Consider the following 12721-nt stretch of genomic DNA (forward strand, 5'->3'; position numbering starts at 1 on the left):
GCCATCCACCACATCAGGTTAACCCGGATTGAAAGGTCAAGGTCGTTATCTCGTGCCATCATCCGGAACCCTGTCAGCTACACTTGAAAGCTGTCACCGGAACGGTAGCCTGATGCGCGCATCATTACCGAAGGCGTGCTTTGGCGAAGTTACTCTGACATTGCCCACCACGCTAAAGATCCGCTACCGCCTCGACCAGAAGGCTTACCATCTTGCGCTTGGCCACCGGGTCGGCGAGGCCAAGGCGGAAAAGAAGTTCGGTCACGCCGTTCTCCGCCATCATTGACTTCATATGCGCGCGCAGCTCTTCCACGGACATCGTCGTGAACCGGGTCGACAGCGCATCGACCGGGGGCACCGAGCCGCCGCATTGGGCAAGCGCCTCCTCGACCGTCGGCAGAAAGGGCGGGAAAATGCCCCCCGTGCGTCGACCGGCGTTGACCAGCCGCAGCGGCAGGAAGAGACGCTCAGCCTCCTCGCGGGTCTCGGCCACGGCACCTTTTAATGCCAGCATGATTTGCGGAGACCGACCGGGATGTGCGGTAGCGAGGGCCTCACGATAGGCGGCACAGACCTCGGGCACGAGTTCTGGCCGATGGAAGCCAGAGCAGGCGAGCGACAGGCCTAGGCGACCTGTCAACGCGCCGGATGTGGCGCTGCCGGCCAGGTTCCACGGCTCAGGGCCGCCAGGCATGTCAGGCATGATCGCCATACCCGTGAAAGGCCCGTCTTCGTGCGGTGCGCCAGATAGCCAGCCCACCAGTTCCTCGACCAGCGTGGCCTGATCGTCGCCGCGAACGGCCTCGCGATCCCGCTTCAGCGCAAGGTCTGGCCCGACGCCCGAGATCGAACGGCCGAAACCGATATCGATGCGGCCTGGATAGAGGGCAGCCAATGTGCGGGCCTGTTCAGCGACCTTGTAGGGGCTGTAATTGTTGAGAAGGATGCCACCCGTGCCGATGCGCATGCGGGACGTGGCGCCGGCAAGGACGGCCACCATGATTTCGGGGGACGGACAGGCCTCGAAGGCGACATTGTGGTGCTCCACCACCCAATAGCGATGGACGCCGACGGCCTCGGCATGGCGGGCGAGCGCAAGACAGTCCTGGATCGTCTCGGCGCTGGTCTTGCCGGGCGCATGTTCAAGGGAATCGACGATCGAAAGTTTCATGATTAATTTCCTTCGGTGGAAGCCAAAGCTGGGAAGGCGGCTTCGAGCAAGTCTCGGGTATAGGGATGGGCCGGTGCCGCCAGAACGGCGGCTGTCGTGCCTGTTTCGACGATGCGCCCGGCCCGCATCACGGCGATATCGTGAGCGATGGCACTGACGGCGCGAAGGTCGTGGCTGATGAACAGATAGGCCAGCCCGTAACGCTCCTGCAGGTCGCGCAGCATGTCGAGAACCTTCGCCTGCACCGGCAGGTCGAGAGCTGAGGTTGGCTCGTCGAGGATGACGATCTTTGGCCGTTGTACCAGTGCGCGGGCAAGGGCGACGCGCTGACGCTGGCCACCCGAAAGCTCCGACGGATAGCGGGTGAGAACGCTTTCCGGAAGCTGTACGTCGGCAAGGGCTTGTTCCGTGCGTTGTGCGATCTCTGCACTGGGCAGCCGTGCGATCGTGAGGCCCTCGGCGATGATGCCGGCGATACGCATACGCGGCGAAAGCGCGCCGAACGGATCCTGGAACACAATCTGGATATCGCGCGGGCCGAGGCCGTCGGTGCGGATCGTTCCCGCGTGGGGTACGAGGCCGGCAAGCGACAGCGCGGTCGAAGTCTTGCCGGAGCCGCTTTCGCCCACCAGCGCCAGTGTGCGGCCTCGATGGAGCGCAAGACCAACGCCGTCGACAACGGGTTTCGGAGCTTTGCGGCTCCAGAAACGAGGTTTTCCCTGATAGGTGATGGAGAGATTTTCGACAGCCAGCAGCGGATGGTCTTCGGGCGAAGCAGCGGGCTGCATTGCCGTCGGCCGTGCCGCGACGAGCTGTTGGGTCACCGGGTGGCGGGGCGCCGACAGGATCTGCTCGGCAAGCCCGGTTTCGATGATCTCGCCGCCATGCATGACCGCGATGTGGTCGGCCATGTGGGCGACCACATCCAGATCATGGCTGATGAACAGCATCGCCATGCCGTGGCGTTCTTGCAGTTCTTTCAGGAGATCGAGGATCTGCGCCTGTATGGTAACGTCGAGCGCCGTCGTGGGTTCATCGGCGATCAGCAGGTCCGGGTTGTTGGCGATCGCTATCGCAATGAGCACGCGCTGGCGCTGGCCGCCGGAAAGCTCGTGCGCCATCGCATTCATTCGCGCGGACGGGTCGGGAATGCCGACTTCGCCCAGCAGCCGGAGCGCTTCGGCATGGGCGAGCTGGACGCTGATCCTGCGGTGCAGGCGGATCGCGCCAACGATCTGCTTGCCGATCGACACGATCGGATTGAGCGCCGTCATCGGCTCCTGGAAACATAGGAAATCCGCGAGCCGCGCAACCCACGTAACGTGGCCTCGGGTGCATCCAGCAGTTCCTGTCCGTCGAAACGGGCCGAGCCGGCGACCGAATAGGCAGCCTTGGGCGAGACCAGCCGCAGGGCAGCCAGTGCTGCAATCGATTTTCCGGATCCCGATTGGCCGACGATGGCCAGCGTCTGGCCGCGCTGGAGATCGAACGAAATTCCACGCAGCGCTTCGACATCGCCATGGCGGGTGTGAAAACGCAGACGCAGGTCGCGCAGTGAGAAAAGTGGCTGATTGTCCATGAAACCAAAAGTGGCCCGCGCGAGTGATCCGGCGCGGGCCCTCGCTGTTAGGCGGTGACCGCTTTGAGGTTGTAGAGGCGGGCCGGATGGATCACCAGACCCTTGAGCTCGCTGCGGAAGGCATTGACGAAGATCGCGTGGGACAGCGGAATGATCGGCGCGTCGTCTTGAAGAATCTGCTGCACTTCCGTGTAGACGGCGTCCCATTCGGTGCCGCGATCCAGCGTGCGACCCTTGTCGACCAGGGCATCGAAGCGCTCGTTCTTCCAGCTCTGCCAGTTCATCCCCGCGTCGCTCTTGAACTGCGACGTCAGGTGCAGGTCGGGATCAGCCGTCATTTCGGCGGTCCAATACTGAACGGCGATATCATAGTCGCCGCGCTTGGCGAACTCGACCATGCCGTCGTAGGTGCCCGCGTTCAGCGTGGCGTCGATGCCTTCGCGCTTGAACAGCGCCACCATCGCCTCCGCAATGAAGCCATTGCCGGTTCCGTTGTGATAGGCCTGCACATTCAGGACCAGCGGCTCGCCATCCTTGCCCCACTTGCCGTCGACCTTGGTGTAGCCGGCTTCGGTGAATAGCTTGGCTGCTTCCTCCGGATCATGGCGATAGGGCGTGACATTCTGCGGCAGCCAACGGTAACCCGGCGCGAAGAACTGCCAGGCGGGGCGACCGAAGCCGTCGAGCGCGGCCTTCACTACCAGCTCGCGGTCGATCAGATAATTGAGGGCGAGGCGGAGGCGCCGATCCGAAAGCGGGCGTCCTTCTGCGCAATTGAAGGCGCCGTAATTGACGCCCGAGATCGGTGCGGAGATCACCTGCAGGCCTTCCGTCGCTTCAATACGCGTGATGTCGCCGCGCGGCACGTCGATAAGAATATCGATCTCGCCGGTCTCCAGTGCAATGACGCGCGTCTGGTCGTCAGGGATAAGTACGAATTCGACGCGCTCGAAGGCCGCTTTTGTCTCGCCCCAGTATCCGTCGAAACGTTCGAGGATGGTGCGATCCTGCGGGATGTACTCGACGAATTTCCACGCAGCGGTGCCGATCGGCTTGACGAACTTGCCGTTGGCGTCGAACGAGGCGGCGCCATGGATAACGGTTACAGCGTCCGTAAGCTGGTTGGGCAGCGAGGCGAAGGGCGCCAGCGTCTCGACTTCGACTGTCAGCGGATCGATGACGCGCACTTCCTTGAGCTGCAGCAGGCCGGCGGCATAGGGCATCAGCGCGGTGATCTTCTCAAGGGCGTTCTTCACGCTGGCGGCATCGAAAGCGGTGCCGTCATGGAACGTGACGCCTTCGCGCAGCTTGAAGCGCCAGGTCTCCTTAGAGATACGCTCCCACGAAGTGGCGAGGCCGGGCTGCAGGATCATGTCGCGGTCGAGCTGAACCAACGTGTCGCAGACATCGGCACGCGTATAGAAGCGCGAACGGGCGCTTTCAGGCTTGAGGGGCAGTTCTTCCGATTGCAGGCCAACGACAAGCGTGCCGCCTTTCTTTGCCAGCACCTCTTCGGGAAAGCCTGCCGCCGTGATTGCGGCCAGCGCTGCTCCGAGGGAGAGAAAGGTTCGTCTGTGCATGTCAGTTTCCTTGAGTCTATTGAATTGAAGAGCCAGAGCGCCAAAGGTCTGCCAAGGCGTCTCCGATGAGGTTCAGGCTGATGATGATAGCCATGATGAGAAGGCCGGGTGCCACGACGAGGCGCGGATCCGTGCGCATGTGATTGCGGCCATCGGCGATGATGCGGCCCCATTCCGCCACTCCGGGCTCGACCCCGAGGCCCAGGTAGGAGAGGCCAGCAAATGACAGCATCATCGCCGACATCGAATGGGTGGCAAGCACCAGCAGCGGGCTGCCGATATTCGGAAGAAGATGGTGCAGCATGATGCGCGAGGAAGGCGCGCCCATGGCGCGAGCGGCCGTGACATAAAGCTTGCCGCTCTCACCGACGATCGTATTGCGCACAAGGCGGGCATATCCAGTCCAGTGAACGGCGATGAGGCTGATCACGAGTGCCCAGAGGCCAAGGCCGAGTACGCTTGAAATAACCACCGCGATGGCCAGCGAGGGCAGCACCGACACACCCTCCACCAGGCGCATCATCACCAGATCGACCCAGCCGCGCCGGTAGCCGCAATAGAGCCCGATCAGCGTTCCGATGCTTGCCGCAGCCGCAACGATCACCGCCGACCACACAAGCGTGATCCGCGCGCCCCACAAGAGACGCGAGAACAGGCACCGGCCCATTGCATCGGTGCCAAGCGGATATTGCGCCGAAGGCGGCTGCATGCGGGTCAGGATATCGGCATATTCGGGATCGTTCGGGGCCAGCATCGGTCCGAAGATCGGCAGGAGAATGAGCAGGGCGGCGATCACGACCAGTGTGGCGCGTCCGAGACGCCGGCCGGCGACGGCGAACCGGCCTTCGCCGTGACCCTGGCGGTAGCTCGCCATCTCACACCGCTCCTTTGGAATGACGGTCTAGCAGTGTCACGGACACATCGACGGCCAGATTGATCAGTACATATCCTCCACCGATGGTCAGGAAACAGGCCTGCATGACAGGGAAATCGCGGTTCATCAGCGACGACACGAACAGGCGGCCCATGCCGGGCCAGTTGAAGATCGTCTCGATGACCAGCATGCCCTCGAACACATGGATGATCTGCGTACCCATGACTGTGAGGATCTGCGGCAGGGCATTGGGCAGCGCATGGCGCAACAGCACGCCGATGGCACTATAGCCCTGCGCGCGGGCCGCCAGGACATGGGGACGCTGAATTTCCTCGAGCAACAGACTGCGCAGGTAGCGCGCGAGAAAGCCCGCAATGCCCGTTGCCGCGACCAGCGTGGGGAGGATGATGTGGATTGGCGTGGAGAAGCCTGAGGACGGCAGCCAGCGCAGATGCAAGACAAAAAGCAGGCTTGCCAGCAAGGCGTACCAGAAAGTCGGGATCGACATACCAGCAACCGAAAACAGCATGAGAGCCCGGTCGAGAATGGAATTTGGCCTGAGCGCGGCGGCAATTGCCGCGGGCAGAGCCAGAACAAGGGCACTCGCCACGACGGTGGCGGTCAATGTCGCGGAATTCCAGGCGGCCGCGCCGAGCATGGTCGCAACCTGGCGTCCCTGCGAAAACGACTGGCCGAGATCGCCAGTGAGAACCGCGACCAACCAGCGCAGATATTGCACGGGCATGGGCGCATCGAGCCCGTTGGCGGCAGCATAAGCGGCGACTTCCAAAGCTGAGGGCGGAATGCCGTCACTCTGCGCGGTCATGAGCACGGCGACGTAATCGCCAGGCATGAGATGAAGAATCGCAAATCCGGCGATCGAGATAGCCAAGAGCAGAAAAAATGCGGCTGACAGGCGATGGAAGAGTGAAGATAACATGATTTTCCGATTTCTTGAGCGGAATAATCAACTTCACATTTGAATGTCAACAGCAATACTGCTGTCAAGGATAGCCGTCGTCGTCGGACCGTCCGGAACTGACTTCTGCGAAGGCCCGGTTGATCTCTTCGAGGTAGCGATAGGCAGATGATGGCACTCGCACCAGGGCAGCAACACGTAGCCCATGCCGTTGATAGCAGTGATCGCCGGACTAAAGCCACACAGACGCTTCAGAGTGGGAATTCCGTGAATAGCTTGATCGTCAGGCTATATTATTGCATCTATCGACCCTGGCTGTGGCAAGGCGGTGCGAGAAAGCATGGCAATAAACCGATACCTGCACATTCTTGGTGCTATTCGCAGTCTCGGCACCTCGGGCTGGCGATAACCCTTTGGCAGGCAGGTCTTCTATTCCCGGCGATCTTCGCGTCCTCGTCATTGATGAAAGCAGCATCCGCGCCTCCATCATAGAGCAGGGTCTGCACGAGGCCGGCTATGCCGACGTCACCATTATCGACAATATGAATGGACTGGCGAGGCGCATCTCCGACGTCAATCCGGATGTCATCGTCATCGATCTCGAAAACCCTAACCGCGACATGCTGGAGAGTATCTTCCAGATTTCCCGCGCCGTGAGGCGGCCGATTGCCATGTTCGTCGACAAATCCGACGAGGCCTCGATCGAGGCGGCAGTCGAGGCGGGCGTCTCAGCCTATATCGTCGACGGCCTCAAGCAGGAGCGCGTCCGGCCTATCCTCAAGATGGCGATCAGCCGCTTCAATGCCTTCTCACGCCTCAACCGGGAACTGGAAGAGACGCGTGGGGAGCTGGAGAACCGCAAGGTGATCGATCGGGCGAAGGGGCTCTTGATGCGCTCGCGGGGGCTTTCGGAAGGGGAAGCCTATGCACTGCTACGGCGCACAGCCATGAACCAGAACCGCAAGATCGCCGAGATCGCCGAGAGCCTTGTCACGGCTGCCAGCCTGCTCGATCCGGGAACGAAAGAATGACGACGAGACATCACATCACCGCCGGCTTCGTCCCCCTACTCGACAGCGCCCTCCTCGTCGTCGCCAAGGAGAAAGGGTTTGCCGAAGAACATTCGGTCGAACTGAGGCTTGTGCGGGAGCGTTCCTGGGCCTCTATCCGCGACCGGTTGGCGGTCAGCCATTTCGACGTCGCTCATATTCTTGGCCCCATGCCGATCGCCTGTAATCTTGGCCTCAGCGCCCCAGCACCAAATATGGTCGTGCCGATGGCACTCGGCCTCGGGGGGAATGCCATCACCGTCTCCGCTGCGCTCTGGCAGGAGATGGCGAACGAGAACGCGACGCCCGATCTCGATGCGCTCGCCAACGGGGCGGCTCTTTGCAAAGTCGTCCGTGCGCGCAAGGGCGAGCCATTGCGTTTCGGCGTCGTTCATCCCTATTCAGGTCACAATTACGAAATGCGCTACTGGCTCGCGGCAAGCGGCATCGATCCGGACCACGACATCGAGATCGTCGTGCTGCCACCGCCGGACATGGGGGATGCGCTTGCCGAGGGCGTCATCGACGGCTACTGCGCGGGGGAACCCTGGAACACGTTTGGTGTCTTAAAGCGTGGCGGGCACCTTGCGACCGTCAAGGCGGCGATCTGGAAGTCGAGCCCCGAAAAGGTACTCGGCGTCAATGCAAGGTGGCGTGAAGCCAATCCGGAGGCGATGACCGCACTGCTTGTGGCCCTCTACCAGTCGTCTGTCTGGTGCGGACGACCTGAAAACCACATGGAACTGGCAGAAATCCTCGCACAGCCGGCCTATGTCGGACGCGATGCGGCACTCCTCATGCCGGCGCTCAGCGGCCAGCTGTCCGTCGGCGGCGGTGTGGTACGAAGCGTCGGGGACTTCTTTGTGCCGAACGCCAAGGCTGCGACCTTTCCCTGGAGGAGCCACGCTCTCTGGTTCTACACTCAGATGGTGCGCTGGCGGCAGATCAGCCACAGCCCCGAAAACCAGCGCATCGCAGCGGAGACATACCGCCCGGACATCTACCGGTCTGCCCTGAAGACGTCCGGCATCGCCATTCCGTCTGCCAGTTCCAAAGTGGAGGGAGCTCTGACAGTGGAGACGCCGGTCGGCTCTTCCGGCGCCTTAACGCTTGGACCCGATGGCTTCTTCGACGGCGGGCGTTTCGATCCGGACGACGTAGATGCCTATATCGCGGCGCAATCTTCGTAGCGCTTATTTTATGCGCGCTGCACAAAAAGTGGCGCCAACTGCACCGTCATTGAACGCATGCTGAAGCGTGATGTCCGGGTAAATCTTATATTATTGCTTGATATCAATCGCTTGTAGAACTGGCACGCCAATTGCTTTTCTACTAGCAGGCCTTCGGGCCATGAATTCGGCGTCCAACGGTGGGCGCCCCCAGCAAAGCCGCTGATCAGGATCCTGCGCCAAACGGTCGAACCGTGCCGCGCTTACCTGGCCAGCGGCTTTTTTGTTTTCAACCCCAAGATGGATCGGCACGACGTTGTCGGGCCACGGAGAAGCCATGTCCGAGCACAAGAAGCCTCTGTCCGCCGGCGAACCCGCAATCGCCCTTTTCTCGTCAACCTTCGCCTTCACCATCTGCTTCGCTGTCTGGACGATCTTCGCGATCATTGGCCTTCGCATCAAGGATGACCTTGGCCTTAGCGAAGCCCAGTTCGGCCTTCTCGTCGGCACGCCCATCCTCACTGGCTCGCTCGTGCGCATCGTGCTGGGCGTCTGGACGACGCGTTACGGTGGTCGCCTTGTCTACACGCTGACCATGCTGGCGGCAGCGGTCGCCACCTTCCTGCTTTCCTATGCCACGACCTTTCCGCAAATGCTGCTTGCGGGCCTCGGCGTGGGGCTGGCCGGCGGGTCGTTCGCAGTGGGCGTTGCCTATATTTCGCCCTTCTTCCCGCCACAGAAGCAGGGGACGGTACTGGGCATTTTCGGCGCGGGCAATGTCGGTGCTGCCGTCACCAAATTCGCCGCCCCGTTCGTGCTCATCGCCTGGGGCTGGGAGGCGGTCGCGCAGATCTGGGCGGTGGTCCTCGCGATGACCGCCATCATCTTCTGGTTCACGACAACCGACGATCCGACCTTTCGCGCTCGCCGCGAGGGCAAGGCTCCACAACGCAGCCTCGCCCAGGAATTCGCACCATTGAAGAATGCGCAGGTCTGGCGTTTCTCGCTCTACTATTTCTTCGCATTCGGCGGGTTTGTCGCCCTCTCACTCTGGCTGCCGCGTTACCTTGTCGGCGTCTACGGCTTTGATATCGCCGCCGCTGGAATGATCGCCGCTGCCTATTCCATCCCCGGCAGCATCTTCCGTGCCTTTGGCGGCATGCTTTCGGACAGAAAGGGGGCGCGCAGCGTCATGTACTGGATGTTCGGCGTGTCGGCGGTTGCGACGCTCATCCTGTCACTTCCGGCAGGCGTCACGCCTGCGATCTTCATCCTCGTCGTCTTCGTGCTCGGTTTTGTCATGAGCCTCGGGAAGGCGGCCGTCTACAAGCACATCCCCGCATACTATCCGGACAGTGTCGGCGCCGTCGGCGGCGTTGTCGGCATGGTCGGAGGACTCGGTGGCTTCGTGCTGCCAATCGCATTCGGCCTCCTGAAGGACGTTACGGGCCTCTGGTCGAGTTGCTTCCTCCTCCTCTTTGCCGTCGTCGCAGTCTCGCTGGTGTGGATGCACATGTCGATCAAGCAGATGGACCGTCGCGGGCTTTCCGTATCCGCCGTCGCCGCCACCTGATCAAAAGGAATAGGGAATATGACCGAGAAACTCGTCATCATCGGTAACGGCATGGCGCCGGGACGTATGCTGGAACACCTGTTCGAGAAGGCGCCTGGCACGTACCAGGTTACGATTTTCAACGCCGAACCGCGTGTCAACTACGATCGCATCATGCTCTCCCCGGTTCTATCCGGTGAGAAGGACTACGAAGAGATCATCATCCACGGCGACGGCTGGTACATCAAGCACGGCATCACACTCTACAAGGGCCACAAGATCGTCGAAATCGACCGGACCAGAAAGACGGTCACATCCGACCACGGCGTTACCGAGTCCTATGACAGACTGGTGATCGCCACGGGGTCGGTACCGTTCATCATCCCGGTACCAGGCAAGGACCTGCGCGGCGTCATCACCTATCGCGACCTCGACGACGTGCAGGCGATGCTGCTTGCCGCCCAATCACGCGAGAAGGCAGTCGTCATCGGTGGCGGCCTGCTCGGACTTGAAGCCGCAGCCGGTCTGGCAAGCCGCGGCATGGATGTCACCGTGCTGCACGTCATGCCGACGCTGATGGAACGCCAGCTCGATCCGGCAGCCGGATACCTTTTGCAAAAGGCGGTGGAGGAGCGCGGCATCAAGGTCATCTGCAAGGCCAATACCAAGGCCATAGTCGGCGATGGCAAGGTTGAGGGCATCGAGCTGGACGACGGCCGGATCATCCCGGCGACGCTCGTCGTCATGGCGGTCGGCATTCGCCCCAGCGTCGGGCTCGCCAAGGATGCGGGGCTCGCCATCAACCGCGGCATCGTCGTCGATCACGGAATGCAGACATCGGATGGCAGCATCATGGCACTGGGTGAATGCGCCGAGGTCGACGGGCAGGTCTATGGCCTTGTCGCTCCGCTTTACGAGATGGCGCGTGTCGCCGCATCCCACCTTTCCGGCGACCGCTCGGCCAGTTTCGTCCATTCCGATACACCCACCAAGCTCAAGGTAACAGGCATCGAGCTCTTCTCGCTTGGAGACTTCACCGACGGTGACGACCGCGAGGAGATCGTGCTGCGCGACGCGTCCGCCGGCATCTACAAGCGTCTGGTACTGAAGGAAAACCGGATCATCGGCACGGTTCTTTACGGTGAGACCTCCGATGGCGCATGGTTCAACGACCTGAAGAAGAAGGCGACCGACATCTCCGAGATGCGGGAGACCCTGATTTTTGGACAGGCCTACCAAGGAGGGTCCCCGCTGGACCCTATGGCGGCCGTTGCAGCCTTGCCGGATGATGCAGAAATCTGCGGCTGCAACGGCGTCTGCAAGGGCAAAATCACCTCAACGATTACGGCGAAGGGCCTCACCTCGCTGGACGAAGTCCGGGCACATACCAAGGCTTCCGCCTCCTGCGGCTCCTGTACCGGGCTCGTTGAGCAGCTTATGACGCTCACACTTGGCGACACCTACAGCCCTGCTGCAGTTCAGCCGATGTGCGGCTGTACCGAGCTTGGCCATGACGATGTGCGCCGTCTCATCAAGGCGAAGGGGCTGAAGGCAATTCCGGCCGTCATGCAGGAGCTGGAATGGAAAACCTCGTGCGGCTGCGCCAAATGCCGCCCGGCGCTTAACTACTATCTCGTCTGCGACTGGCCCGACGAATATGCCGACGACTATCAATCCCGCTTCATCAACGAGCGTGTCCACGCCAACATCCAAAAGGACGGCACCTATTCCGTCGTGCCGCGCATGTGGGGCGGCGTCACCAATGCAAACGAACTGCGCACCATCGCCGATGTCGTCGACAAGTTCGAGATCCCGCTTGTCAAGGTCACCGGCGGCCAACGCATCGACCTTCTCGGCATTGAGAAGGAAGACCTGCCGGCCGTCTGGGCCGACCTTGGACAGGCCGGCTTCGTCTCCGGCCAGGCCTATGCCAAGGGTCTTCGCACGGTAAAGACCTGCGTCGGCTCAAACTGGTGCCGTTTCGGCACCCAGGACTCCACCGGCCTTGGCATCCGCATCGAGAAATTCATGTGGGGGTCGTGGACGCCTGCCAAGCTGAAGCTGGCGGTCTCCGGCTGTCCCCGCAACTGTGCCGAGGCGACCTGCAAGGATATCGGGGTGATCTGCGTCGATTCAGGCTTTGAGATCCATTTTGCAGGCGCGGCCGGTCTCGACATCAAGGGCACCGAGGTCCTCGGTCTCGTCAGGACCGAGGACGAGGCGCTGGAGCATATCGTAGCGCTGACACAGATGTATCGCGAGCAGGCCCGGTATCTAGAGCGCATCTACAAATGGGCCAAGCGCATCGGGCTCGACGAGATCCGTCGCCAGATCATGGATGATGCGGACAAGCGCAAGGCCTATTACGCCAGCTTCGTCTTTTCCCAAAAATTTGCCCAGGTCGACCCCTGGTCGGAACGCGTTTCCGGCAAGGACAAACACGAGTTCAAGCCGATGGCGACGGTCGGTTTCAGCCAGGCAGCGGAGTGAAAATGGACATGAACTGGCATCAAATCGGCAGAATCGAAGACATCCCACTGCGCGGCGCTCGCTGCGTGAGCACACCACAGGGTAAGATTGGCGTGTTTCGCACAGCCGAGAACGAGGTCTTTGCCATCGAAGACCACTGCCCGCACAAGGGTGGACCGCTGACGCAGGGGATCGTGCATGGAAAGGCCGTGACTTGCCCATTGCACAACTGGGTGATTTCTCTCGAGACCGGCAAAGCGCTCGGCGCTGACGCAGGCGTGGTAAAAACGATCCCGATCCGCAACGAGAACGGCGTCCTGTCCATAGCCCTTGAAAGCCTCCTGATGGCGGCCGAATAG

The 12721-nt window shown here is 61.4% G+C and carries 11 protein-coding genes; 5 read left to right on the forward strand and 6 right to left on the reverse strand.

What is annotated here, in order from left to right:
• Positions 1 to 172: 172 nt before the first annotated feature.
• From LH464_RS21875 to LH464_RS21900, 6 genes are read right to left on the reverse strand one after another with little or no spacing between them, the layout of a single operon-like run.
• Positions 173 to 1171, reverse strand: coding sequence for an MsnO8 family LLM class oxidoreductase (locus tag LH464_RS21875; protein ID WP_226788537.1), 999 nt, complete (start codon positions 1169 to 1171; stop codon positions 173 to 175).
• Positions 1172 to 1173: 2 nt separating this feature from the next.
• Entirely contained in the window at positions 1174 to 2445 is a 1272-nt protein-coding gene (locus LH464_RS24665; protein ID WP_255648577.1) for an ATP-binding cassette domain-containing protein, read from the reverse strand.
• Positions 2442 to 2750 (reverse strand): ATP-binding cassette domain-containing protein, encoded by a 309-nt coding sequence (locus LH464_RS24670; protein WP_255648579.1) that lies wholly within the window; start codon positions 2748 to 2750, stop codon positions 2442 to 2444. Before LH464_RS24670 ends, LH464_RS24665 begins: the two co-directional genes overlap by 4 nt.
• A 47-nt stretch (positions 2751 to 2797) precedes the next feature.
• Positions 2798 to 4330: an ABC transporter substrate-binding protein gene (locus LH464_RS21890; protein ID WP_226788538.1), complete on the reverse strand. Its 1533-nt coding sequence runs from the start codon at positions 4328 to 4330 to the stop codon at positions 2798 to 2800.
• A gap of 16 nt (positions 4331 to 4346) precedes the next feature.
• Positions 4347 to 5204: an ABC transporter permease gene (locus LH464_RS21895; protein ID WP_226788539.1), complete on the reverse strand. Its 858-nt coding sequence runs from the start codon at positions 5202 to 5204 to the stop codon at positions 4347 to 4349.
• Between the two features lies 1 nt (position 5205).
• Positions 5206 to 6144, reverse strand: a complete 939-nt coding sequence (locus LH464_RS21900; protein ID WP_226788540.1) for an ABC transporter permease — start codon at positions 6142 to 6144, stop codon at positions 5206 to 5208.
• A 392-nt stretch (positions 6145 to 6536) separates the two neighbouring features.
• Between LH464_RS21900 and LH464_RS21905 the strand changes: the two genes are divergently transcribed.
• The 5 genes from LH464_RS21905 (at position 6537) to nirD (ending at position 12721) form a co-directional block, all read left to right on the forward strand.
• On the forward strand, positions 6537 to 7154 hold the full coding sequence (locus LH464_RS21905; RefSeq protein ID WP_226788541.1) for an ANTAR domain-containing response regulator: 618 nt from the start codon (positions 6537 to 6539) through the stop codon (positions 7152 to 7154).
• A complete protein-coding gene (locus LH464_RS21910; RefSeq protein ID WP_226788542.1) occupies positions 7151 to 8362 on the forward strand; it encodes a CmpA/NrtA family ABC transporter substrate-binding protein in 1212 nt (403 codons plus the stop codon). Before LH464_RS21905 ends, LH464_RS21910 begins: the two co-directional genes overlap by 4 nt.
• Positions 8363 to 8678: 316 nt before the next feature.
• Positions 8679 to 9914, forward strand: coding sequence for an MFS transporter (locus LH464_RS21915; RefSeq protein WP_226788543.1), 1236 nt, complete (start codon positions 8679 to 8681; stop codon positions 9912 to 9914).
• A gap of 18 nt (positions 9915 to 9932) precedes the next feature.
• Positions 9933 to 12383 carry a nitrite reductase large subunit NirB gene (gene nirB / locus LH464_RS21920; RefSeq protein WP_226788544.1) on the forward strand — a complete coding sequence of 817 codons (2451 nt, stop codon included), beginning with the start codon at positions 9933 to 9935 and terminating at the stop codon, positions 12381 to 12383.
• Between the two features lie 2 nt (positions 12384 to 12385).
• Positions 12386 to 12721 (forward strand): nitrite reductase small subunit NirD, encoded by a 336-nt coding sequence (gene nirD, locus LH464_RS21925; RefSeq protein ID WP_226788545.1) that lies wholly within the window; start codon positions 12386 to 12388, stop codon positions 12719 to 12721.

The sequence above is a fragment of the Pseudorhizobium xiangyangii genome (genome assembly GCF_020531965.1).
In the GTDB taxonomy this organism is placed as follows: domain Bacteria; phylum Pseudomonadota; class Alphaproteobacteria; order Rhizobiales; family Rhizobiaceae; genus Neorhizobium; species Neorhizobium xiangyangii.

Bases quoted from the DNA above. Each gene is read 5' to 3' on its own strand.
- LH464_RS21875 (WP_226788537.1), bottom strand. From the start codon at position 1,171: ATGAAACTTTCGATCGTCGATTCCCTTGAACATGCGCCCGGCAAGACC.
- LH464_RS24665 (WP_255648577.1), bottom strand. From the start codon at position 2,445: ATGACGGCGCTCAATCCGATCGTGTCGATCGGCAAGCAGATCGTTGGC.
- LH464_RS24670 (WP_255648579.1), bottom strand. From the start codon at position 2,750: ATGGACAATCAGCCACTTTTCTCACTGCGCGACCTGCGTCTGCGTTTT.
- LH464_RS21890 (WP_226788538.1), bottom strand. From the start codon at position 4,330: ATGCACAGACGAACCTTTCTCTCCCTCGGAGCAGCGCTGGCCGCAATC.
- LH464_RS21895 (WP_226788539.1), bottom strand. From the start codon at position 5,204: ATGGCGAGCTACCGCCAGGGTCACGGCGAAGGCCGGTTCGCCGTCGCC.
- LH464_RS21900 (WP_226788540.1), bottom strand. From the start codon at position 6,144: ATGTTATCTTCACTCTTCCATCGCCTGTCAGCCGCATTTTTTCTGCTC.
- LH464_RS21910 (WP_226788542.1), top strand. From the start codon at position 7,151: ATGACGACGAGACATCACATCACCGCCGGCTTCGTCCCCCTACTCGAC.
- LH464_RS21915 (WP_226788543.1), top strand. From the start codon at position 8,679: ATGTCCGAGCACAAGAAGCCTCTGTCCGCCGGCGAACCCGCAATCGCC.
- nirB (WP_226788544.1), top strand. From the start codon at position 9,933: ATGACCGAGAAACTCGTCATCATCGGTAACGGCATGGCGCCGGGACGT.
- nirD (WP_226788545.1), top strand. From the start codon at position 12,386: ATGGACATGAACTGGCATCAAATCGGCAGAATCGAAGACATCCCACTG.